The sequence below is a fragment of the Nostoc sp. CmiVER01 genome (assembly GCF_034531135.2).
Classification (GTDB): domain Bacteria; phylum Cyanobacteriota; class Cyanobacteriia; order Cyanobacteriales; family Nostocaceae; genus Nostoc.
Genome location: NZ_JAVRBU020000011.1, coordinates 176,980 through 201,326 on the forward strand (window position 1 = coordinate 176,980; position 24,347 = coordinate 201,326).

General features: G+C 40.5%; 21 protein-coding genes. 7 read left to right on the forward strand and 14 right to left on the reverse strand.

What is annotated here, in order from left to right; all coding sequences use genetic code 11:
* Positions 1-130: 130 nt before the first annotated feature.
* Both RMZ43_RS20330 and RMZ43_RS20335 read right to left on the reverse strand, forming a co-directional pair.
* Positions 131-2,401, reverse strand: coding sequence for a PP2C family protein-serine/threonine phosphatase (locus RMZ43_RS20330; RefSeq protein WP_322649800.1), 2,271 nt, complete (start codon positions 2,399-2,401; stop codon positions 131-133).
* Between the two features lie 587 nt (positions 2,402-2,988).
* Positions 2,989-3,348 carry an NAD(P)H-quinone oxidoreductase subunit M gene (locus RMZ43_RS20335; protein ID WP_100900765.1) on the reverse strand — a complete coding sequence of 120 codons (360 nt, stop codon included), beginning with the start codon at positions 3,346-3,348 and terminating at the stop codon, positions 2,989-2,991.
* Positions 3,349-4,222: 874 nt separating this feature from the next.
* On the opposite strand from RMZ43_RS20335, the gene RMZ43_RS20340 reads away from it, so the two are divergent.
* Positions 4,223-4,507: an Npun_R1517 family heterocyst differentiation transcriptional regulator gene (locus RMZ43_RS20340; protein ID WP_118166493.1), complete on the forward strand. Its 285-nt coding sequence runs from the start codon at positions 4,223-4,225 to the stop codon at positions 4,505-4,507.
* A 594-nt stretch (positions 4,508-5,101) separates the two neighbouring features.
* Here the strand turns inward: RMZ43_RS20340 and RMZ43_RS20345 are convergent.
* A complete protein-coding gene (locus RMZ43_RS20345; protein ID WP_100900763.1) occupies positions 5,102-5,797 on the reverse strand; it encodes a response regulator transcription factor in 696 nt (231 codons plus the stop codon).
* 314 nt (positions 5,798-6,111) lie between these two features.
* Complete coding sequence (locus tag RMZ43_RS20350) at positions 6,112-8,097, reverse strand: sensor domain-containing protein (protein ID WP_322649799.1); 1,986 nt, start codon at positions 8,095-8,097, stop codon at positions 6,112-6,114.
* A gap of 584 nt (positions 8,098-8,681) precedes the next feature.
* Between RMZ43_RS20350 and RMZ43_RS20355 the strand changes: the two genes are divergently transcribed.
* From RMZ43_RS20355 to RMZ43_RS20365, 3 genes are all read left to right on the forward strand, one after another.
* Positions 8,682-9,602, forward strand: a complete 921-nt coding sequence (locus tag RMZ43_RS20355) for a histone deacetylase family protein (RefSeq protein WP_322655390.1) — start codon at positions 8,682-8,684, stop codon at positions 9,600-9,602.
* Between the two features lie 469 nt (positions 9,603-10,071).
* Complete coding sequence (locus RMZ43_RS20360; protein ID WP_322649797.1) at positions 10,072-10,209, forward strand: hypothetical protein; 138 nt, start codon at positions 10,072-10,074, stop codon at positions 10,207-10,209.
* A 180-nt stretch (positions 10,210-10,389) separates the two neighbouring features.
* On the forward strand, positions 10,390-10,836 hold the full coding sequence (locus RMZ43_RS20365; protein ID WP_322655391.1) for a tellurite resistance TerB family protein: 447 nt from the start codon (positions 10,390-10,392) through the stop codon (positions 10,834-10,836).
* A 371-nt stretch (positions 10,837-11,207) separates the two neighbouring features.
* On the opposite strand, the gene RMZ43_RS20370 is transcribed toward RMZ43_RS20365, so the two are convergent.
* Positions 11,208-11,885, reverse strand: a complete 678-nt coding sequence (locus tag RMZ43_RS20370) for a response regulator (RefSeq protein WP_109008954.1) — start codon at positions 11,883-11,885, stop codon at positions 11,208-11,210.
* Positions 11,886-11,964: 79 nt separating this feature from the next.
* Entirely contained in the window at positions 11,965-12,921 is a 957-nt protein-coding gene (gene era / locus RMZ43_RS20375; RefSeq protein ID WP_322655392.1) for a GTPase Era, read from the reverse strand.
* 297 nt (positions 12,922-13,218) lie between these two features.
* Here era and RMZ43_RS20380 point away from each other — a divergent pair, with 297 nt between their 5' ends.
* Entirely contained in the window at positions 13,219-14,301 is a 1,083-nt protein-coding gene (locus RMZ43_RS20380; RefSeq protein WP_100900632.1) for an ATP-dependent 6-phosphofructokinase, read from the forward strand.
* Between the two features lie 211 nt (positions 14,302-14,512).
* Positions 14,513-15,349, forward strand: a complete 837-nt coding sequence (locus RMZ43_RS20385; protein ID WP_322655393.1) for a DUF4351 domain-containing protein — start codon at positions 14,513-14,515, stop codon at positions 15,347-15,349.
* Between the two features lie 185 nt (positions 15,350-15,534).
* On the opposite strand, the gene RMZ43_RS20390 is transcribed toward RMZ43_RS20385, so the two are convergent.
* Both RMZ43_RS20390 and RMZ43_RS20395 read right to left on the reverse strand, forming a co-directional pair.
* The gene (locus RMZ43_RS20390) at positions 15,535-16,662 is read right to left on the reverse strand and encodes a succinylglutamate desuccinylase/aspartoacylase family protein (protein WP_322655394.1); all 1,128 of its coding nucleotides are present in this window, start codon (positions 16,660-16,662) and stop codon (positions 15,535-15,537) included.
* A gap of 649 nt (positions 16,663-17,311) precedes the next feature.
* Positions 17,312-18,889, reverse strand: coding sequence for a hypothetical protein (locus tag RMZ43_RS20395; protein ID WP_322655457.1), 1,578 nt, complete (start codon positions 18,887-18,889; stop codon positions 17,312-17,314).
* Between the two features lie 869 nt (positions 18,890-19,758).
* On the opposite strand from RMZ43_RS20395, the gene RMZ43_RS20400 reads away from it, so the two are divergent.
* Positions 19,759-20,031: a hypothetical protein gene (locus RMZ43_RS20400; protein ID WP_322655456.1), complete on the forward strand. Its 273-nt coding sequence runs from the start codon at positions 19,759-19,761 to the stop codon at positions 20,029-20,031.
* Positions 20,032-20,473: 442 nt separating this feature from the next.
* On the opposite strand, the gene RMZ43_RS20405 is transcribed toward RMZ43_RS20400, so the two are convergent.
* The 6 genes from RMZ43_RS20405 to RMZ43_RS20430 form a co-directional block, all read right to left on the reverse strand.
* Positions 20,474-20,821, reverse strand: a complete 348-nt coding sequence (locus tag RMZ43_RS20405) for a hypothetical protein (RefSeq protein ID WP_428850904.1) — start codon at positions 20,819-20,821, stop codon at positions 20,474-20,476.
* Positions 20,818-21,456, reverse strand: coding sequence for a histidine phosphatase family protein (locus RMZ43_RS20410; RefSeq protein ID WP_322655454.1), 639 nt, complete (start codon positions 21,454-21,456; stop codon positions 20,818-20,820). The genes RMZ43_RS20405 and RMZ43_RS20410 overlap by 4 nt, the downstream gene beginning before the upstream one ends.
* A 353-nt stretch (positions 21,457-21,809) precedes the next feature.
* A complete protein-coding gene (locus RMZ43_RS20415) occupies positions 21,810-22,331 on the reverse strand; it encodes a hypothetical protein (RefSeq protein ID WP_322655453.1) in 522 nt (173 codons plus the stop codon).
* Positions 22,332-22,436: 105 nt separating this feature from the next.
* Positions 22,437-22,880: a hypothetical protein gene (locus RMZ43_RS20420; RefSeq protein ID WP_322649786.1), complete on the reverse strand. Its 444-nt coding sequence runs from the start codon at positions 22,878-22,880 to the stop codon at positions 22,437-22,439.
* Positions 22,881-23,194: 314 nt separating this feature from the next.
* Positions 23,195-23,377, reverse strand: a complete 183-nt coding sequence (locus tag RMZ43_RS20425) for a CsbD family protein (protein WP_069070399.1) — start codon at positions 23,375-23,377, stop codon at positions 23,195-23,197.
* A 350-nt stretch (positions 23,378-23,727) separates the two neighbouring features.
* A complete protein-coding gene (locus RMZ43_RS20430; protein WP_322655452.1) occupies positions 23,728-24,180 on the reverse strand; it encodes a hypothetical protein in 453 nt (150 codons plus the stop codon).
* Between the last annotated feature and the right edge of the window lie 167 nt (positions 24,181-24,347).

Below are 24,347 nucleotides of genomic sequence, written 5' to 3' on the forward strand. Positions count from 1 at the left end.
AAACTAAAATAAATAATTTCAAATAAGAATTCTCCAAGGTGAAAACTTTCTACTTTTTACCTTGTAAATTTTTTACACTGATTATTACCTGTTATTATTCCAGGTTTCTACCAGTTTATCGATTATTTGACTAAGTTGGACTGCTGTCGTCAGGTGGTTGAGTAACTGGAGGTTGTGTAACAGATGTACATGGACTTGGTGCATCTTCTGCTAAAACAGAGACATCAAAGCGTTTCAGTTGGGAGAAGTCTAGCAATACTGTTGCTGGCAAAGGTTTTGAATTTGATGGCACTGAAGAAGTTACTGCTGGATTATTAGTGTTAGCCGGAGTTTGTGTGCTTTTATTAGCACAGACTCGCATAGACACTGAAAAATTTCCCGAAACAGGTTTAGGATTTGGTTTTGTGTTGATAACTTGTAAAAAAGCTCCAGGTGGAAGTGATTGGTTGTTTCCCAAGGTGATTTGATTGTTAGTTTTAATTACCCAGCCAGGAGAAAGGTTAGCTAGCGATCGCTGTATGGGTGTTGCTTCGATGGTAGGATTTAAAGTTGGTATGGGAGTGGATGAAATTAAGGGAACTAATGGCGATCGCAGTTGCTTCACGAACAATCCTAAAGTACCTGCTGCTACCACAAATATTAATGGAACAATCCACTGTAGCGGCAGACTGCGCCTTTTAGCAGGCTCAGTGTCTGGAATCACCTGAGTTTTATGGTTTGGGCTACTTAAAAGTGTTGGGTCTGTCGCCCTGGATGAAAAATCGATAGTTTTGGCAGAAGAACTCTCTGGAATAAAGGCTTGAATCGTAATTTCTGGTTCCCAGTATTGGACTTGATAATGAACTAAAGCGATGGTGACATTATCGTGTCCATTCTTAGTGTTAGCGATTTCAACTAATCTATCCGCAACATTTGCTATATTTGCTTCCCCAACTAGAATCGGCAAGATTTCTGTTTCCCAGTACTCCTCCACCCGATCAAAATCACTCAAACCATCGGATGTGAGCAGAAAAACAGCATCTTCATCGAGCATAAACCGTGCCGATGTGGGATGCAACGAAGTGCTAGACCCCATGCCCAAAGCCTGAACGAGAGAACCAGCAGAACTTTGTTGTATAGCCTCGCGGTAAATGGCATAGCCTAGCCGCACCTCGCGGGAGGCAACATCATCGTCCAGGGTAACTTGATAACAACCGTGGCGGGTAATCCAGTAAGCACGACTATCACCGACGTGGGTAATGTACATTTCATGAGCAACAGGCAATGCCATGACTAAAGTCGTGCCCATCCTCTGACGCCCTTGGCGATTTTCACTGTCATTGCGCTGACTAATTTTATCATTAGCAATTGCCACTGCCTTTTCTAGGTCATTCAGTAGCAGTGAGGGGTCTATGTGGTCGTAGGGAACTTTTGTTAGTTGCTGTACCTGTTGCTGGATCGTTTCGATGGCTAGATTTGAGGCAACATTGCCCCCCTCGTGTCCACCGATGCCATCACAAACAATTGCTAAGGCTGTTGGTTGGGGTGGTTTACTGACCAGAGTTCCACTGGGTGGGCTACAGGCATCTTCATTACGTTGGCGACTTGGCCCGGTATCGGTTTTGGTGAGAATTTTGATTGAAGGTGTTTGCGATCGCCCTAACCCAGCCAGTCCGCGATCTAAAACTCCAATTAATTGATCGGTTGAATTAATCTTTCCCTGAATTAAAGAAAGGCTAACCTCATTCACAAATTCAGTTATGGCTGGTTTTGCACCACTAACCAACTGCTGCCAAAATTGACCTAATTGGGGCAATTCTGGGAATGTTGCTCCGTCGAAACGCAATTCTAACAAACGGACTAATGATCCTTCTACCCGTAATACATTTGAGTCAAGCAAGCTAGAGACGACACCTTCACTTGCAAGAGGTTGCCACAAATGAGCTATTTGCCATAACCAATTGAGTTGGCGCATCGATGTTGCATCACGCCAAGCGGTGGTTAACTCACTGGCCAACTGCACTTGTTGGATTTTGTCATCTACTAATAATGGAGGTTTTTCTAAAAGTAATATTTCTTGATGGGAAGGTCTGTCACCGAGAAAAAGCACTCCATATACCTGCGGTACGTGTAAACGGTAGGGAATCAGTCTCAGGTAAGCTTTTAGAGGCTGCAAATTATCTAACTCAGACGTTAGAGCTAATAAACCAGGTTTCGTATCTAAAAGAAGAAATTTATCAAGGACTAAATAGCGATCGGCTAATATTTCTCCAGGGCTACCTACACTCGGGCCATCTACCACAGCCCAAAGGTAATTTTTGATTAGGGGCGTGGAACATCGCAGGCAAAACTTGTGAGTCAGGGGGTTGGCAGCCTGACAACTTTCATTTGTACAGTAGACCGTTGCCGCGTCATTTTCCATAGTTTTCGCACCGGGAAGCGATTGGCAATTTCTTTAACAGCATTATTAGGGACAATCTAGACCGCTCATCTTTCTTAAACTTGACATACCCAGACTTTAGATGATGATTTTAGCTGGGGGATATCAGCAGGTGCTAATACTTACTTATCCAAAGAATACGCTCCTAAGTCAATACAGCCTCATCATAGCTTCTATTGCTCTGTGACTCTCCATCGCTAAAGCAACTAACTCCAACCCTGTTACCAAAGCATAACCCAAGCATAACTGCGCCCCAAGCTTTTGCTGTACTCCATCATCAAGAGGCAGATAATCTTGGTATTTATTTAGTTTATAAGTAGGATAGCAAGAATTAACTTTAATTAAGAATTAAGATCAGTGAACTATTCAAACTAGCTGACTAATGAAGAGGCTTTAAAAATCTGGTAATCTCGTTTTTGGGTTCTTTTTCGGAAGGTCGCAAAGCTTCATAAATTAATTTTCCCCCTTCCCAACGCGGGAAGAGGGTTAGGATGTTAGGTTTTTCGTAGATTTCAGATGGATCTGAATTGTTCAGAAAGGTTCAGCCAGATGGCTACCAACTCATTAGCTTATTGTTTGTCGTCAATTGCGACTTGGGGGACTCCCATGCTGTAGTTGGTAACGCGGGCAGATAGATTGTAGCTGATTTCGCCAAGTTGTAGGAGCGATCGCAGATAATGTTCTAAGTCTGACCCAACACGGCGCAAGTTATAGTCTGTAAGGTCTGCGCCACTAGATGCTTCTACTAGTTCATCAAATTTTCGATAAACTTTTTGCAGCGCATCTTCGTTCCAGTTAAATTCGTTATCTGGGTCAATATCTAAGGTTAAGACCTGTTCACTGGGAATCAGTTCGCCATCCCGGTCAATTTCGCCTGCAAAAATGCGAACATGCCGGGTTGTGGACTTGAGCAGCATCGGGTTATCCATAAAAGGGTGTAAGATTTGGGTGGATTACACTGAAATTATTGTAAACGGTATATTGAAGCTTGAATGCTCTCAATTTACAAGCTTTGAACTCAGTTTCAAAAGGGTATATTGAATGGGCATAAGTAAAAATATCACCTGTACTGATTAACTTACTACTTCTGTTAGGAGTTGAAGACACAATTAGTAGCGAGTACTGACAGTAGTCCAATTATTTTTTTGTAAAAATTACTGGTGAGAGTATTTTTATTTGGCGTATACAAACAAGTCAAAGTGGTGTGCTAATCTTACCTACTGCCAAGATTTTCGTACTCATGAAGCCTAAAAGCCAGTAGAGTCAAGCACTCACCAGGAATAATTTGATCTGTGTAAATTTTTTTATGGAGAACAAAAGTTTTTACCTTAATTATTCTGCTCATCAATTTATGCAAATTTTTCTATTGCAAAAAACGTACATCAAGTAATTTTACTGAATAGTGCTACATCGACCTCTGGCTTTAATAAGTTCAAAAAAATTAAGCGATTTTACTTACGTATAAACACCAAAATTCAAGTAACAAGTCAAACTGTTCTTGACGTTCATATAAAGTTGATGTAAAAAGCTTTAAAAAGACCGGACAACTTCTTACAGAAACTTTATTGTGTAGAATCTTAAAAACTGAATAATAGTTATGGTTTACCATAAGCTATATCTGGCACAGTCACATCAAAATCTAGCTTGAAAATAAAACACAGGAGACTGAAATGGAATACAAAGGTAATTGATGAAGAAAAATTCTTAATTCAAGCACTTTGGATTCAAAGAAGATATAAAGAATTTTGCTGGGCATCTACCTCCTTACCCTCATGACCACCAAGTAAAGGAATCTCAATAGCTATGAACTCCAAAGCATTACCACGCCAGATAAATAATCTCGAAGTAGGTGTTTATGAGTGCGAAATCCATCTCAAATTCCGGTTGATTGAGGAAAAGAGTCTATTGGGCGATCGCGAACAACTGTTACAGGTATTACTTGATGCCTTGACCGAGGGTTCTGACGACTTTCTAGAGACACTACAAGCGTCTGTTAAAGCGCAGGAAGTGTCCGAGTTTAAAGCCTCACCTCAAATGCGACGCCAGTTAATGCGCTTGCGTAATGCTGCTGAAAATCCCCAGCCTTAAAGGTGTAATTTAAGTAGCGAAAAAACATGAGTTGGGCATCAAATCAAATGTTGATCGTATAGCCCCGTTGCAATAAAAACTAAGCAGTAAGTAGAATTCATAAAATATTGTGATTTCTCCTTTGTGAAAGTCTTATTTAGCAGCACGAGTCCCAGGAACAGTTTCTTTATTAAAAACTTTGTAGCAAAGGATACTGATAGAATCTAAGAGAAAATTCAGTCGGGTGCATTTTACCGAGTTTTTATAAAAACATTGCAGGAACAATAAAATTCTGTGTCTTTACAGATGGGGAATTGGACAAAAGGCGCGAATTCAATGAAAATCTAAAAGGCCAAAGTGAAAATAAATAACCTTACTTTTAGTTTTTTACTTTAGCTAAGTGCCTGATTTGCTGAAATACTTATGTTTTATCTATTACTGGTAATAGGTTATGGTTTCACAGCCAGTTACCTATTGCCAATCACCCACAAGAGGCAGGGGGCAGGGGAGACAAGGGAACAAGGCGACTTAAATCAGAACTTGCAACAAGTGTTTCCCCTTGTCCCCAAGTCCTCTTTCCCATGCCCAACGCCTGATGTCCAATTCAAAAACTGTCTATTTAGCAAGACCGTGTTCTAGGGCGAAACGAACTAACTCTGTACGGCTATTGGTGCCAGTTTTACTGAACAAACGGCTGACGTATTTTTCTACATTGCGGACGCTAGTTTCTAAGCGACGGGCGATTTCTTTGTTCATCAACCCTTCAGCCACCAAGTTCAAAACACTTTGTTCTCTAGGAGTCAAATCAATTTTGAAAGGGGCTGGTGATTGGGAAATGGCATTTCTTTGAGTTAACAATGCCTTAATTTGGGCAATCTGATTGGCTAGTTCAGCAATATCAGGGGTTTCAACGTCATCTCCTGTAGTTGAAGCCTTAGCGGCACGGCGGGCTAGCAAATTTTCGACTATAGCCACTAACTCATCTGGATCGAAGGGTTTGGGTAGATAGGCATCGACACCAGCATGATACCCTTGGATGCGATCGCCTGTCATACCTTTAGCAGTTAAAAATACTACTGGTAGCGCTTGGAAGCGGGGGTCTTCTCGTAGTTGCTTTAGGAACTGATAGCCATCCACCTGAGGCATCATGACATCAGAAATCACTAAGTCAGGTGTATTCATCTGCATCCATTCCCAACCTTCAAGGGCGTTACTGGCGACTTGAACGCTGAAACCGCTCTCTTGCAAATAGTCTTTGACGGCTTCCCGTATTCCTGGTTCATCATCCACCAGTAACAATTGTGCTGACATTTAAAATTCCCTTAAGTTTACCTTTTTCCAATTTAGCGAAAGTTGAGAGTCATTGAACGAAAGGGATAAAGGAAAAACGAGAGAGCTTGTTAATGTTAGGCGATCGCTGGTAACTACGGTAACGAGGGCTATGACTAATTTTACGGGGTAGTTCACTTCTCCTTCTGCTGCAAAGACGCACTTCCATTCGTCTATGAAGTGGCTTTGTTTGAGTCAAAATCTCCTTTACAAAACTAGATTGCAACAAACCCCCACTTTGGTTTTGCGCTATATACCCGTTTAAAATACGAATAAAAATTATTTTTAAAGAACCTTTACCAACGAGGATTTGTCATAATTAATGCTTCTGCTGCTGAACTATTTAATGGAACAGAGAAAAAATTTCCCTGAGCATATTCACAGTTCAACTTTCTTAAAAGTGCTAATTGCTCTTTTGTCTCTACTCCTTCGGCTAGAACATCCACACCTAGCTTGTGTGCCAATGTGATAATTATTTCAATAATTTCTAAATTTTGACTATTGACGCTCATCAAGCTGATGAAAGAACGGTCAATCTTCAACACATTAATCGGAAAGTTATAAAGACGACCTAATGAGGAATAGCCCGTACCAAAGTCATCAATTGATAGCTCAATACCCATCTCTCGAAGTTGTAAAAGTGCGGCAGTTGTCTTATTGTTATTTTCCACAATTACGCCTTCAGTAATCTCTAGCATTAGATTAGCAGCATCAAGACCAGTTGAGCGCAAAACTTGCCTAATCTGCTCAATCAAATTTGGCTGGGAAAATTGCTTGAGGGAGAGATTGACACTGATTTTCTCTAGCAAGTTGGAATGATGACACATCTGCCAAGCTTGCATTTGGCGACAGGCTTCATTCAACACCCAGCTGCCAATAGAGAAAATTAGTCCACTTTCTTCTGCAAGGGGAATAAAATCTGCTGGATTAAGCAAACCACGCTCTGGATGCTGCCAGCGCAACAGAGCTTCAAAACCTAAAATAGAACCTTTGGTGAGCGAAATGATCGGTTGGTAATAAACTTGAAATTCAAGGTGTTCAATTGCTCGACGTAATTCGGACTCTAACTGCAATTTCGCCAGAACATTAGCATACATATCTGAGTTGAATAGCTCATAACGCGCTCTGCCCAGTACCTTAGCTCGGTACATTGCCGTATCAGCATCCCTCAAAACTTCTTCTGGCTGTTCATACTTTACTGTAGAACTCAACGCAATACCAATACTTGCCGTTGCAAACATTTCTTGTCCGTCAAGCTCAAAGGGTAACGCTAGTTCCTGTTGAATCCGCTCAACCGCTTTGATGGCGTCTGACACATCTTGGATTCCCTCAAGCAGGATGGTAAATTCGTCTCCCCCAAGGCGTGCAACTGTATCTATGGAGCGTATGCATATTTCTAGCTTATTTGCAATAGCAAGCAGAAATTGGTCTCCTTTTATGTGTCCTAGACTGTCATTGATTAGCTTAAAGCGATCTAGGTCGATAAATAGTACAGCAAATAGATAATCTGAATGCCGTTTTGCATAATCGATTGCACGTCTTAGGCGGTTTATAAATGCAACGCGGTTCGGCAAACCCGTCAGTGCATCGTGAAACGCAAGGTATAGCAGTTGTGATTCGACTCGTTTACGCTCTGTAATTTCAGTTAGCAATTTCTGATTTGTTTTTACTAGTTCTGCTGTCCGTTCTGCTACTCGTATTTCTAACTCCTCGTAAGCTTGATGCAACATTTTTTCAGCTTGTTTGCGCTCACTGATGTTGCACAGCAGCCAACGCCAGCCAACCTGCTTCTTCTGTAAGTCGTACACCCCAGACGCCTTAATCATAGCTGGGAAAGGCTCTCCTCCCCGTGGTTGTAAGTTAATTTCCCAGTTCAGTAGCTGCTGGAAATTCTTCATCTGAAGCCTAAAGGACTGGCGGTCTTGTTGAGCAATAAAGATAATTAATGGTTTACCTACTAAATACTGTTGGTGGACACCGAGCAAGGTTGCTGCTGCATGGTTAGCCTCTTGGATTGTCCCTATAGCATTAGTTACCAAATAACCATCTGGAGCGAACTCAAATAAATCTTGATAACGCTGGCGCTCTTTCTCTAATGCCGCTCGTGTTATCTTTAACTCCTCGGAAGCTGTCAATAGTTCTTCCATTGCGGTATAAAGTTTCTCAAAAGCCTCTGTTATTATCTTTTCTTGTGAGTTTGGCTGGGTTGCATGGTATTGCAATAGCCTCTGTATCTCTGAGTACAATTTCTCTATCTGCTGGCTAAATCCATCTACGTTCATGTTGCTCAACTCACATAACTATGAAGCGTAGCTGTGAAGGAAAAAACTAGGGGAAGCAAATCATCCCATGCCTTCCTCAAGTCTTTAATCCCTATTGAGCAGGGAAGCACCGGGTTAATTGCAAAAGTAGACACTTTGTAAATAAGTATTGCAAAACTTGTTTTCTTGATTTACTAATTTATCTATCAATCATGAGAGAGCAATCAAATTTTTCCATTACTGACGAAAGTACAAAGTTGGAGCAAGCCCAACCTGCCGAGATTTTTATTTTATTAAAAAAAATTTATCAAAGTTAAAATTATCTTATGTCTTATAACAGTATATTTGCTGGATTTATTTCTTTAAATGCTTCTTAAGATATATTTACTTTTGATACGAACCTATATTTTGGGAAGCTTCGCAACATTGTACCTCTGCGGTATCCTGCGACAAGCCGCAACTCTTAGAGACGCTCTCGCGTTTACGTCTACGTTATATAATTCAGCCAACTTAGGTTGACACAGTAACTAGTACCAAGGAAAAACTGTTTGTATGAGTAACGATACAATAGCATTCATTGTCTTGCAGTTAACCTTTTTCGTCCTATGCTGCCAGTCATCTATTCTGACGAATTTTTAGATCACAACACTGGAAAATACCATCCTGAAAGACCAGAACGTTTAATTGCGATCGCTACTGCCTTAAAAGCAGCTATATTCGCAGATCAAATTGATTGGCGATCGCCTACACCACCATCAGAACAGCCATCACTGATGTCTATGTTAGTTAAGGCCCATAGCCCAGCCTACATCAAAAAACTTTGGCAAATCGCTTCTAGTGGCGGCGGGCCTTTGGATGGAGATACACCAGTTTCCCCGCGTAGTTATGATGTAGCATTGTTGGCAGTCAGTGCATGGTTGGATGGTGTTGAGGCTGTGTTAAAGTCGGCGAATCCAGCTTTTGTACTAGCACGTCCTCCAGGACATCATGCAGAAAGTGATGCGGGGATGGGGTTTTGCCTATTTTCTAATGCTGCGATCGCAGCATTGTTTGCCCTCGAACAACCTAGAATTAACCGCGTTGCCATTCTCGATTGGGATGTACATCACGGTAATGGTACTCAGGCGATCGTTGAAACCCAAGCAAGCATCGCCTATTGTTCCTTACATCAGTATCCCTGCTATCCCGGTACTGGAAGATCGACAGAACGCGGCTTTCATAATAATGTATTAAATTTACCTGTACCCCCTGGTAGTGATATTGCAGTATATCAGCCACTATTTGAAAGACAGGTAGTACCCTTTTTAGCTAACTTTCAGGCGGATTTGCTGATTGTGAGTGCTGGTTATGATGGCAATGCCGCAGATCCTTTGGCAAGTATCAATTTGCAGCCAGAAGACTACGCTTTATTTACTGATTATTGTCTAGGGATAACTCGTAAAATTCTGTTTGGCTTAGAAGGTGGTTACGACTTTGACTCTCTTTCTGAATCAGTTGTAGCGACAATTGAACATTGTTTACTTTAGATATTTTCTTTTTTTAGGTAAAAGCTCGGAATTTGTAATTAAGTGACTTTCGTACATGCACTGAGATCATAATAATCCTATTAATTTGTGGCTCAGATTCTCGGTTTCTCTAATAAATCGGGAATCTTTTTGTGTGTTTCCTTTGGATTACACAACATAGTCTGCAAAAATAGGCAATTTGTGGATACTTCTTGTCATGATTATTTGTGAGTTAGTTGACTAATTTAACAGCTATCTTTACGTAAAATTAGGGTGACACAACTTTTGCTCTAAACTCAACCTCAGTAATTTCTTTTACCAAGGCTTTCTAAAGTTCATCAAATCTTCAGAAATAAAAAGTTTGAATGTTGTTCTGAAACAGCTAAAGTTTTGTTAAGATGCAATTGCTAGCAGTTTCTCGGCGAAATTCACCTATCGGTGTGTGGAGAAATAAAAAGTACTAGCAGCACAAATTTTAAAAGGTGAAGCAATGACCACCTACATTTTTTTCGATGAAGCCCTACGGATGTTGACCAACGCCTATTTAATATCAGTAGTACTGTTATTAGCAGCTTCTGGTATAGGTTTGGCGGTAATTGAAACAATAGAAAAGGCAGAAGAACGCTAAGTAGTTTACAAATGGCAGTGTAGTTATTGCCAAAAACCATTGGGTGCAAGTGTTCGCCAGAAACAAATACTGGGAATACTAAAGCATGAAAGTCTCATAGCGTTGCACTCTTGCCTGTAAATCTACCAAATAGACAGGTAACTGTAACGCTCTTGAGGCTCTAACCAAGGAGTTACTACAATGGGTTTATTTGACGCTGTGTTGGGCACAGAAAGCCAAACTCAAACAGCACTCAATCCAGAGGAGGCTTTTGCTGTCATTGTTTTGGTAGCAACAGCGTCAGACGGTTATCTTTCTTTTGAACAAGCAAATTCTATCAGTTTTGTGCTATCTCGGATGAAACTTTTTAAAAGTTATCCCTATGAGATGATGAACAAGCTGTTTGAGAAAATTTTGAGCATTCTCAAAGGGGATGATTTTAATAGTTTATTTAATGCAGCCAAAGATTCTCTATCTCAAGACTTGCGGGAAGCAGCCTTTGCAGTAGCTACCGATCTAGTTCTAGCTGAAGGTATTGTAGCTGAAGAAGAAAAAAACTTTTTAAATGATTTATATCAAGCTTTAGGTGTTTCTAGCGAGATAGCAATACAAATTATCCAAGTAATCTTAATTAAAAACCGCCCATAAGACGATAAAACCTTGGTTATAAAGAAAGTGTGCTAAAGGAGTTAAGCTTCTTTGGCACTATTTTTTGATCGCATCTAACGTCTTCCATGAGTTATCTTGTCTTGCAGCTTCAATTTTTTCTAGACCAACTTTAGTCATCAAACCTCGTTCTATAAGTTTTTCAATATATAGGAATCGTATTTGATTTTTGAAATTATCTACGTGGGCGGGGAGTAGGGAATAAGGAATTAAGCTTTTCGATCTGTACTGAGTTTTTTCAGAAATCCAATATTAGTCTTATAGAATATATTGTTTATTTTATTTGAAGTACACGCTTTTCGGTTTTCAAAGTGTAAATATTTGTATATTCTATATTTTGCTGCATTTGTTTTCTAAACCAAACCAGAACGTAGTGCTACAACTGCTGCTTGCACGCGATCATCCACTGCTAATTTATTCATAATGCCTCGGACGTGAGTTTTAATGGTGTTAGGACTGAGATAGAGTTTTTCGGCAATCTCTGGGTTACTTAAGCCGTCTACCATCAGTTTCAACACTTCTAACTCGCGTCCAGATAAATTGGCTGTATTGGTGGTGGGTGAGGGTGGTTTGAGATTATCAATTACTCGCCGCGCAATTTGGGGATCAAGATAGGCTGCACCATCAACTGCGGCTGCGATCGCACTTAACAATCGTTCCACACTTGCACCTTTGATGCAATATGCATCTGCACCGCTAGAGAGGGCTGCAATAATTTCTGTCTCCGTTTGATGAGATGTCAGCATCACCACATGAGTTGCTGGCAGCGCCGCCTTAATTTGCTGTGTTGCTGCAATGCCATCCAATCGCGGCAACCCAATATCCATAACCACCAAATCAGGTTTCAGTTGCAGTGCTGCTTGAACTCCCAAATAACCATCTTCTGCTTGTCCAACAATCTCTAACTGAGGATGAGCCATTAACGATTGCTCTAATCCCAGTTGCATCATTGGATCATCTTCGACAATTAACACGCGCAACGGCGGAGCATTTGCGGGTAAATTTAAGGGATAACGAGTATCTAAAGACATTTTTATTTATTAAGAGTCATTTGTTATTTGTCATTTGTCCTTTGTCCTTTGCCTTTTTGACCAATGACCAATGACTAATTTATTCTTCCACGCGATAGCCTAACTCTGCTAAACTGATCCGCGACTGTCGCCATTTTGGCTGAACTTTAACAAATAATTCTAGGTAAACTTTACCAGAAATTAACTTTTGGATTTGTTCGCGAGCTTCGCTACCAATTGCTTTGAGCATTGCTCCACTTTTGCCAATGAGTATGCCTTTTTGAGAATCGCGCTCAACGTTGATGGTAGCAAGTATCCGGGTAATGCTGGGAGTTTCTTCTACTAGGTCAATAGCGATCGCTACTGAATGGGGTACTTCTTCACGAGTCAACAATAAAATTTGTTCTCGGATTAATTCACCCATGATAAAGCGTTCGGGCTGGTCAGTTACCAGGTCTGGAGGATAATATAATGGGCCGATTTCTAAATGTTCAATTAATAATTCTTGAAGTTGCGGTAATCCTGCACTCGTCTTAGCAGAAAATTTCACGATTTCCCATTCATGGGACTGGGCCATCTGAGCGTAACTATCATCTAGAAACTGAGAATCGGACGGTTGTTGGTCGATTTTATTAACGCCCAAAATGACTGGTGTTTTGCTGCGACTGAGCAATTCGGCAATATAGCGATCGCCTGATCCACAAGCTACTCCTCCATCTACCACAAACAGTATTACATCTACCGATTCAATAGCAATTTTGGCATTTTGCACCAATACTTCCCCCAATTGATGATGGGGTTTATGAATTCCTGGTGTATCTACAAAAATTAATTGCGCCTCTGATGTAGTTAAAATGCCGCGCAAACGGTTACGTGTTGTTTGTGCTACTGGTGATGTAATGGCAATTTTTTGTCCTACTAATTGATTCATTAAAGTAGATTTACCGACATTAGGACGACCAACAATGCCGATAAAACCTGATTTGAATTCAGGAGGAGCCTGTGGAATTGTTACTTCTCCTGGGAATGAGAAGTTGTAATTATCAATACTAGTCACCTTTGGCTCCACCCTCGTATTTTACAGTTGGGATAACTTGGTTTTTTCTTAAACACAAAACAAGCATAAAATTCCCCTGGTATTTTTAGGGATTGCTTTTGCCGAGGTTTAATCTACTACTGGCTCTACACCTATATTTTACAGCTAAGATAACTTTGTTTTGTTTTTAGATACAAAACAAACATAAAATTACTTTGGCATTTAAAAGAAGCATATTTGCTTAGGTTTAATCTGCTGTTAATGTCTTAAGTTTCATTGACTACTCAATATATTTGGATCAAAATGTCAATAAAAAATATGGGAGAACCCAAACGCATTGGAATTCTTACTAGTGGAGGTGATTGTTCTGGCTTAAATGCTGTGATTAGGGCTGTAGTAAATTGTGCTGTGGATACTTACGGCTGGGAGGTTTTGGGAATTCGTCAAGCCACTCTAGGATTAATGGCGCGTCCCCCACAATTTACAAAATTGGAAGTTGATCAAGTTGACTCGCTGTTAACTGCGGGTGGCACAATGTTGGGGACAACTAATAAAGGTGATCCTTTTGCTTTTCCAATGGCGGATGGAAGTTTATGCGATCGCTCTGAAGAAATTATTGCAGGTTATCATGAGCTAGGTTTAGACGCTTTGATTGGTATTGGCGGTGATGGTAGTTTGGCAATTCTCCGTCGCCTCGCCCAACAAGGCGGCATTAATCTAGTAGGTATTCCCAAAACAATTGATAACGATATTGGTGTTACTGAACATGCTATTGGTTTTGATACAGCAGTCAATATTGCCACAGAAGCATTAGATAGGTTGCATTTTACTGCTGCAAGTCATAGCCGAGTCATGATTTTAGAAGTAATGGGGCGTGATGCTGGACACATAGCTATAGCTGCGGGAATTGCGGGGGGAGCAAATGTAATTTTAATCCCCGAAATCCCATACACAGTTGAGCATATTTGCCACAAAATTAAAGAACGCCAAGAGAAAGGCAAAAACTATTGTTTGATAATTGTTTCTGAAGCGGTTCGTACCCACGATGGGGAAAATGTGACAATTACAAATCGCTTAGGTCAATCTCGATACGGTGGAATTGGCGAATATTTAGCAGATAAAATTATTGAACACATTGGCGTAGAAACGCGAGTCACAGTTTTAGGACACATTCAACGGGGTGGAACTGCTTCACCACTAGATAGATTAGTTGCAACTGCCTTTGGTGTTGCGGCAGTTAATCTAATTGCAGAGGATAAATACGATCGCATGGTGACTTGGCAAAATCGCCAAGTATTAAGTGTACCAATTACCGAAGCGATCGCTCAATATAGCGCCGTCGATCCCAATGGTACTTTGGTTAAAACCGCTCGTGGTATGGGTATTTATTTGGGAGACTAAACATAAATGGTACAGGCACAGCTATGCTGTGCCTATCAAAGTACAAAGTTTAGTAGAGTTTGATATTGTACAGGTGTTGGAAATTAAAAATGCTATTTCATGTATTTGAACCACCCTTATTGTAGTGGCGCAAAGCCTTGCGCCACTAACGTGCGGTTTATTTACCTGAAAATAGCTGTAATGTAATCATAATATTAGGTCTATTAATATTGTGAGTTTTGATAATGTTTGTAAGCTGCTGGCAGAAAAATATCCAGCAGATTTTGTTCGGTGGTTAATTGCTGAAGAATCGACAAATATAAAGGTGCTAAAAACTGAATTAAGCTTGGAACCAATTCGTGCAGATTCTGTGACTTTTATTCAAACTAAAAACATGATTCTGCATATTGAGTTTCAAACTTTAACACAGTCTAGCCCTGCAATTACCTTCCGAATGCTAGATTACTCCGTGAGATTAAAGCGTCAGTATAAATGTCCAGTTATGCAGGTAGTCATCTTTTTGCAAGAAACAAGCGATGAAATTGCTTTTACCCAAGAATATGTGGATGATACGACAGTACACCGCTATCAAGTCATACGGATGTGGGAGCAAGATTCGAGTGTATTCTTAAATAATGCAAATTTATTACCTCTGGCTACTCTGAGTCGTACTGATTCCCCACAAGGTTTATTGTCCCAGGTTGCTGAAAAAGTGGCTACAATTTCAGATAGGGAGACAAAACAAAATATTGCCGGGTATACAGAAATTTTAGCTGGTTTGCGATTTGACAAAACTTTGATTCGTCAATTGTTAAGTGAGGATACTATGCAAGAATCAGTAATTTATCAAGATATTTTGCAGAAGGGACAAGAACAGGGGAAACAACAAGAAGCTTTTTCTTTATGTCTGTCTCTGCTAGAAGAACGTTTTGGTAAGATTGATGAATCAATTTATCAAAAAGTTCAAGGTTTTAAAATTGAACAATTAGAGGCTTTATGTAGAGCGCTCTTAAGAATGTCTGAGATGGATGATTTAGTAACTTGGTTGGAACAGCAACAAAGTAGTTGAAGTTAAATTGATTTTCTACAAAGCGATCGCACCTCCACAAAACCCAAAACGCGATCAATTGCCCATATCCACATCTACTCCGGTAAACCTGCTTGGCGAACGCTATCACAAAACGTAATTGTGTTAGTGTAGCAAGGCGTAGCCCATTGCGAATTGTTAAAATCACTTGATATATTTGCTATCCCCTAGCTAACAATTCCCAATACAAACTCGCCTTCATTTACAGCTTGATTAGTTGCGACATCATAAACTAATCCATCATGTTGAGCGCAGACATCAATTACAATAGGTAGTTGACCTTTTTTATTAAAAATGAGAATTTGATACAGCTTTTCTCCAGCTTTGACTTTAGTACCTAATTCTATTCTGGATTGAATCATACCACCTGCGATCGCATAATATTTTTTCCGGTTGCTGCTAGATGCAAAAGTCATTTCATGGGTTTTTGTGTCATCCAATAAATTAAGAGTTTGCAGTACACCTTTTTGGGATAAATAGTTTTTTACACCTCGTACACCTTTAGCGACTGAATCAGGGTTCATTTGCATTCCTGAGCCTAATTCTAGCGTCCAAGCTTCCACATCAAACTTGATTTCTCTACCCAAATCTTTAAAACAAGCTTCTAGTGCTAACCAAGGTTTGATAAAAGCTTCATCAAAAGCATCACCATCATATTTATCAAGCAATATTCCGAAATCAAGTAGGAAGTATTTTGCACTATCTTCTCGATTTTGGAAGTAATAAACGTAGTCTAAAGCTTGATTTGTAGAACTATGTAAATCAATTAAGTAATCTGCATCTAAACTGAGATTTTGTAGCTTGTAGGCAAAAACTTCAGTGTAAGGAACACCAACAGGAGAATTAATTTTTTCTAGAACTTTCGCAAATTGTTGCTTAATTATAGTTAGATAATTTTGTCGAATGACCTTTATATCAATATCAAATTGAGATTTAGCAAAAGCTACTAAATCATCAGCTTCTTTTTCGTAGTCCCAAAATATGCGATTCCAGTCTTTGGCTTCATAAACGCAATATCGTCCAGGGGAAAAATGATGAGCGCGTTCATTCGTCCCCATTGGATTACAAACGGGAACTAACCAAATCTCTCCACTTAAGTCTGTATCATTTATTGTTAATAAAAACTCAATTAGCTGGTGAATAACGGCATTACCAGCGATTTCTGCACCGTGCAGATTAGATTGAATGTAAACTTTTTTACCAGGTTGAGCGCCAATGAACTTGTAAAGTTGTAAGGATAGGCGATCGCCCGAAGCCATTTGACGTAATACAATGCTTTCAATAACTGGCAGCATAAGAGAATTTAGTGATAATTTGAGTAAATTATGGCCGTATCTGTACCGAATTAAAAGCCACGTAAACCCAAATCATACCAAGCATCTTTGTCGGGTGTGTTATGCTGTTTGCTTTTAGCGTTCCCGTACCCCTGCTCTTAAGTAAGCTACGCGTAGCATCTCCGATAGGAGAAGGGTAGGCTAATGCACCAAATTATCTATGCCGAGAGTCTTTGATAGCAATGGTGGGTTACGACGAAGGTGTAACGGGAGCAATGCGATTTTGTGAGGTGGGCAAGCAGGGGAGGCAGGGGAGGCAGGGGAGGAAAAATAAATTAAGTGTATTTTGAAGTATTTATAGTAGCGCATGTTACTAAATTCTCTCTTTACTCTCCCTGCTCCCCCTGCTTCAAAAAGCGATGATCTCACATTTTCGCATTGCTCCCGGTGTAACCCACCCTGTATTTACAAATATCTCCACCGTACTAAACAAATATTGAAAATTAGCTATGCTCAATTTCTCTTATTAGTCAAACAAAAGAAATTGAGACATAAAAAGCGACAAGCTAAGGCAGAACCTCAAAAAGTTCGGATCAACTTAACTGGAAGGCGACGTAAACTCAATTAAACACTCAGGGGTTAAAACACGAGATAGAGGAATTAACACTCCTCATGCCCCGTTTGCCAAAGTGCTGTACCCAAAAGAGCTATCTGCAAAGATAAATTTCTCAAAGCCAGTCGTAGACAAAGTAATCGTGTTTCCATTGTTGTTGAAACTGATATTGGCACTTTCAAGGGTATTGCCAGAAGTAACACCAGATACAATCAGTTGGGAGCGATTGAAAGCGCCTAAATCCAGGGTGTCAAAACCTTTACCACCATCAACACTTGCAACGCCAAATCCTTTCAAGTAGTCATTCCCAGTGCCGAGATCAATCTTGATCCCGCCACCGATAGAGACTTTTTGTTGAACTCCATCTAGGATACTGGCGGCGATAATAGAGTCATTCCCATCACCAGTCTTAATGATTCCTTGTCCATAAATGCCGTATGCAGTACCACTAATTGTTGAAGATGCCTGTCCGGTAAGTTTGTCAGAATTCTTGCCCGTTTCAATGACTCCATCGTTGAAGATGCCATAGCTAGTGGCGTTTTTTTCAGAACTTTTTCCATAACCGATAATCGTGTCGTTGCCCGACCCTGTAGTAATGGTGGCGTCTTTAGTGTTTTGGATGCCGATTCCAGCAGTAGTACCGCGATAGCCGATGCCGCCAGTACCTGTGCCAGTGATCGTGTCTTCTCCGTCTCCGGTATCCAGTTCCTTACTGTTAGTGATACCAGTTCCAGTACCGCCACCGCCGTCGCTGTAAAACCCATCGGCGCCGTTGCCGCCAGTACCTGTGCCAGTAATCGTGTCTTTTCCTGAGCCTGTATTAATACTGCCACTGTTAGCGATGCCGATTCCAGTAGCGCCGCTGCCGCCGCTGTCGCCGACAACGCCGCTGCCGCCAGTACCTGTGCCAATGATCGTGTCATCTCCGTCTCCGGTATCCAGTTCCTTACTGTTAGTGATACCAGTTCCAGTAGCGCCACCGCCGCCGTCTCTGCCGCCGTCGTTGCCCCTCCCTATGCCAGTGATCGTGTCTTTTCCTGAGCCTGTACTAATACTGCTACTGTTAGCGATGCCCGTCCCAGTACCGCCGCTGCCGCCCACGAAACCCCCACCACTCTCGCCGCCAGTAGCGGTGCCGGCGATCGCGTCGTTTCCATCTCCTGCATTAATACTGCCACTGTTAGTGATGCCGATTGCATTACCGCCATTGCCGCCGAAGTAACCCGAACCACCTGTGCCGCCAGTAGCGGTGCCGGTGATCGTGTCGTTTCCATCTCCTGCATTAATACCGCCACTGTTAGCAATGCCTGTTCCAAAAGCACCATTGCCACTGTTATTGAGACCGCCACTGCCACTGCCGCCGTTGCCTGTGCCAGCGATCGCGTCGTTTCCATCTCCTGCATCAATACTGCCACTGTTAGCGATGCCTGTCCCAGAAGCACCGTCGCTGCTCTGTTCAGGGCCGTTATCGCCAGTAGCGATGCCAGTGATCGTGTCTATTCCTGAAAGTGTACGAATGGAACCTCCAGTTAAAATATCAATACCAATTGCGGGTGATGCATTTAACTGTTCTCCGATTAAAGTATCTGCACCCCCAGTGCCGATGAAATTGGGTGGAACGTTTAGTCTAGACATGAGCAAAATCCTCTTAATTAGGTTAGTACGATCGCAAAAGCTGTTTCCACGCGATCGCGCACAATATACATAATCCAGTTTTTTTGTACAGTGCGTAAATCCTAGTTCCAACAAAATAGTTAGAATTTCAGGCCATTAAACCCACCCAACAATAGATGCGTAGATCTAGCCCGCACTTCTCTACGAGACGCTGCGCGAACGACATACGGCGTTGCTGAATCATCGGATGATTTCGCCCAATTTGGAACGAATTATCAATGGTTTCAAGCGCCGATTCATCTTGCATTTATGCAACGCCCGACATACTTCGACTGCGCTACCTTGGGTGCAGGATGGGCTAGGTTAATTCAGATCCCCCACTTCTTCAAGAAGTTGAGGATCTGGCAGCCCTTCAAATAAGTTTTGTTTAAGCATTGGTAGCGATCGCATAGATCGCACTACCCTAAAGAGCGATCGCATAAGCTTTTGTCAAAAAGTTGTAACCTTAAGCCTTAATGCCGTAACCTTAAGCCTTAATGTTGTAACGTTAAGCCTTAAGGTTATAGCGTTAAGCCTCAATGTTATAAGGTTAAGCCTTAAGGTTGTAGCATTAAGCCTTAATGTTATAGCGTTAAGCCTTAAAGTTATAGCGTTAAGACTTAATGTTGTAATGTTGGTGACGACAAGACATTCATTTATAACTGCGATTGTTGATTTAAGAACTAATAAATTCTCTCTAGGTAATTTTCTAGAACACCGATTCTGGTAAATAGAATGTAGGTTGGGTTGAGGAACGAAACTCAACACCTCAAAGTTTTGTAATTGCTGGGTTTCACTCCGTTCAAACGCCACCTCACTGTTCTATCCTAGAAACAAAAAGGAGCAAAAGTATGCAAGCCTACAAGCTGAACGCCACAATTGATGAATCAGGTCATTTAATTATTGACGAACCTTTAAATATTGCTCCTGGAAAAGTGGAAGTGATTATTTTGCAGCCAGTTCCATCCTTGGAAACTTCTACTGAGTCACAGCCAGAAAAGCCGAGAAGAAAGTCTAAAGTCAAAGCATTTGAAGGTCTATTTGAAAATGCACCACGCACACCACCAGACTTTGACCCAGACCAAGCCCGATGGGAAGCTTTAAAAGAGAAACATAATCTGTGAAAATCTTGTTAGACACCAACATCATTGTAGATGATGCCCTTGAGCGTGAACCTTTTCTAGAGGCGAGCGAACAAGTGTTGGTACACTCCCAGAATTATCACACCTGAAGAGTTGATTCAGGAAGTAACAAATACTCCATAAATAATTAAGTCAAATATATTATGAATGCCCAATTAACCCCTGTCGAAATCCAATAATTTCAGCAACTTCTGCCAAACGATACCCCAGCACAACATGCACTTACTATCCTACAACAACACAACGGCAATCTAGAAACCAGTTTTGATGAACTCTGGCAAGAGAAAGTCGGCAAAACAGATTATAGTCGGGGCAAAAAATCTCTCTTACAACTTACCCTTGACGAAATCCGCGCGGAAATATGTGGTGATGATGGTTTACGGGGCAAAATCAAAGAATACAATAATAACCCAATACGGTTCAGTTAAGGAAATTTATCTGTTAAGGCAGGCAGGGGAAGCAGGGGACGCAGGGGAGGCAGGGGGAGAGAATAAAAGCTTAACTGAACTGTATTGATTAATAACCCTGGTAGTTCTTCTCTGCTCAACAGTATCATTGGCTCACTGGTTGCCGTTGCAGCAGTACATGGCATCCCGATTGATGGGGCGTAGGCGTAGCCCGTCGCAGACATCGCCACAATTGTCGTGTTATATATTATCAAAATTGGAATAAACGTTCTCTGCAAATACACTGAGCCAGATAGCCAGCCAGAGTAAGGGTAAAAATAATATTGTAAAGACGCGATTAATCGCGTCTCTCCTAAATCCCTCATGTCCCCGGTAAATTTCGCAAACGGCTATCCAAATGACTATGGTCTGCCAAAACCTTTAATAGTGGCCCATGTGAGCTAAATTCTACAATACTCACTGAAGCAACAGGGCATCCCAAACGAAAACGGAAGCGTCCCACATCAATCCCCAGTACACTACACAGAATAATTCTGATCGTTGCCTTGTGTGAAACAACTAAAACATTACCACTACTATAATTTTGTTTAATTTCTTCAATTACCTGCAACGCACGAGAAGCAATTGTCACAGCCATTTCTCCACCAGTAGGAGCATTCCAAGCCGGATCTGCTGACCAGCGAATATAATCATCGTGATATTCACGACTAATTACTTCTGGCGTTCTTCCTTCCCACTCACCATAGTTAATTTCCTTTAAACCATCTCTGAGTTGTGGTTCTATCTTTATTGCTTCACATAAAGGTTTTGCTGTCAAAACAGTTCGCTGCATTGGACTACAAAATATTGCTGTCCAATTCATAGAACTATATGCGTCAGCAAAAGCCTTTGCCATTTCCAACCCTTCTGGGGTAAGTTCTGAGTTTATGGAACCGCAAAAGGAATTATTGCGGCTGCATTCTGTCTGTCCGTGCCGGAGGAAATAAAGAGTTAGGCTCACGGTATATTCTCAGTAAATTTAACAGCGTTAACAATCAGATGTAGCTAAAGATAGTTAATGCCTGTGGTATATTACTACAGTTTTTTGATATTTAGAATGATTTTCAGGGCAAAGTTACCGCAAGGCGGAAATCAAAAGTCAAAAGTCAAAAGTCAAAATAATTTTATTCCGAGCGTCTTGCACCATTTCAAATGGTATGTTTATTTTTGCGCCTGCTGTACTGTATTAGCTCTGTCGTAGATATTATCGCTATTGAGCGATCGCTTATCTGGCTCATTTTAATAAGCAAAAAATAAAGGTGGGTTATTACCCACCTAATATCTTACTCATCCTCCAAACTAAAAATTCAGAAGTTACTTGCGGCTACCTAACCATTTAGCCGCCGCAATTCCGAGAATACCTGCGACTACAGGATTACTGAGGAACTTGATAATCCCTGGTTGCTCCGCTAGCACTTCGCGGAAAATGTCGGGGTGGTTATGATACACAAAGGACGCTAGTTTGCTAACATCATCAGCACTCATACGGCTGGCATGGTGTGTAGAAAGTCCCAACTGTTGCTCTAGATGCTTCTCGTCTAGTTTTCTTTCTTTCAAATGTTTGAAAAAGGCTCTTGCTACATCATCCCGTTCATTGGGTTTAATTTGTGCGATCGCCTGTTGTAATTCTGGCTCCATTTGGCTAGTTGGAATGCGATCGGGATGTAAAGATTTCCCAAATAAATGCCGACGTTGGTCTGGTGTTGTCCGTTGAGCAAAATCATCAAAATTTTGATATTCCGCCGTTGATTCGGCTGTAGTATCATCCAGAGATTCAACATCACCTTTAGCCAAATCTTTCATTATTTGACGTTTGTAATCTTCGCTGGTTGCCACTTTAATAATCTCCTTTTTTATCAAACTCTTTGGATGGCTAATATTTCCAAGCCTTAATTCCAAATTCATCAAACTATCTTCAAGTTTTAATTGCAAATACAGCAATTAGGTATACTTGACTTGATTAGTTTGAGTGTCATATTCAGTAGTCAAAATCAATTGCTTATCAGGTGCGTAAATTAAAACCTTTAAATCTTGTTTTGGAAAGTTTTTATGAAAACCTTGAACTAAAGATTTTGCTAATGGTCGCACTTCGTTCGGACGAACTTTAGGGGAAATTACAACACCCAGTTTGTTATTATCACGAACAAAAGCGTCCTGAACTAATCCTTGAGATGCTTGGACAACCCAGTTACCAAAGGTTTGTCCTCCTGGGGTATTGCCTCGCTCTAACTCTGCATAAGTTACATCTCGACCAATTGCTGAGGGATTAGTTGAGCTGTCAACTCGTGACATTGTACTTGTACCACCACAAGCGGTAGTTATCAGCAGTACTCCGATTAAAAGGAAAGTCGCCAATATTTTGCGACTTTGCTGAAGCAGTATCATTTTTTACCTCCTAAAAAACACTTTAAACAACAGATAGAATAGGTTTTATATTCAAACTAATTGCTTGCATTTATAAAGTTGGAATATATAAAGGTTATTCCTCTTATTTGTAATACATTTATTTTTCAATGCAGAGACGTAATTTATTACGTCTCTACAAAAAAGTCTGCACAAGCTATTTCTTTAACTTTCCAAGCTTGCTAAAAGGAAAATAAAGAAGTATAGACTTGAATTTTCAATCCTTCATACTTTTTTGCAAAAATGGAATCCACCCCATTTATATTCCTATTTCTGCAAAAAATTTGGATTATTTATTAGTCAATGTTTTTCTTGACATTATCTTTCACGTCTTCAATACCGTGACGTACTTCACTCTCAGCTTGCTTTGCTTTACCTTTAGCTTTATCTTCTGGATCTCCAGTGATATTTCCTAAAGCTTCTTGGGCTTTACCTTCAACATTTTTAGCAGCTGCTTTTGCGCGATCTTCTATGCTCATTTTGTACTCCTAATTTAATCAAAAATTTATTTCAAAGTTTGTTTACAGCTTTGAAATATTTTGTTATTACCTTTACACACTAACTTAAACTTTTTGCTAAAGCCTTCCACCACAAGGCATATTAAACAATTAAAAATTAAAAATTAAAAATTAAAAATTAAGAAAAGTAGTTATAGTAAGCATCTTGGCTATTGTTGGAATCTCAACTAAGGTAATAATGGCTGAACTACCTATGCTAAAAGACATAGAATAAGTCCAAATATGGTAATCTCTACTTTTGACTGGTTAAATAAAAAACCCAGCTTCGTATAGAAACTGGGTTAATAAAGTTATGGGGATATTTTATTTCTCTAATCTAGGAAACCCATCAGGTTTTCAGAATTGTCAATCTCATTTGATGCTATTGGACGATTACCGAAGGTGGAATAGCTTTCATCAATTACCAATAAACTTGAGCCAATCGGACGAACCCCAGAGAGATTCATACTTTCAACAACTTGGAACGTATTAGCACCAATTGGACGAATACCCATTGCGTTATAGGTTTCAACTACTTCTAAGCTACTGGTGCTAACAGGACGTACCCCAGAAATTGAAAGGTGTTCAGCAACTTCTAAGTCACTAGCGCCTATGGGACGAATTCCAGAAATGGCAAGTGTTCCAGAAGCTCCCACTGGCAGTTCATTAACTTCATCGACTTTATCAGCATTCAAGCTCTGGTCTTGTTGATTTTCAACTTCCTCTGTAGACTTGGCATGCTTTTGCCGAGAACTGCTTGCTTTGCCAGCGTTGCTAATAGTCATAAACGAAAACCTCTGGTTTGTTAATTGAATTTTACAATAATTAAGGAAAGATGAAATTTTTTCCCATATACTTTTAGAGTTTAACCTTAAAAAACCTCATATAGATATAAGAATCTTTAAAACTGATACATAAGCAAATTTTAATAAATAAGTTTTGTAAAAATTTA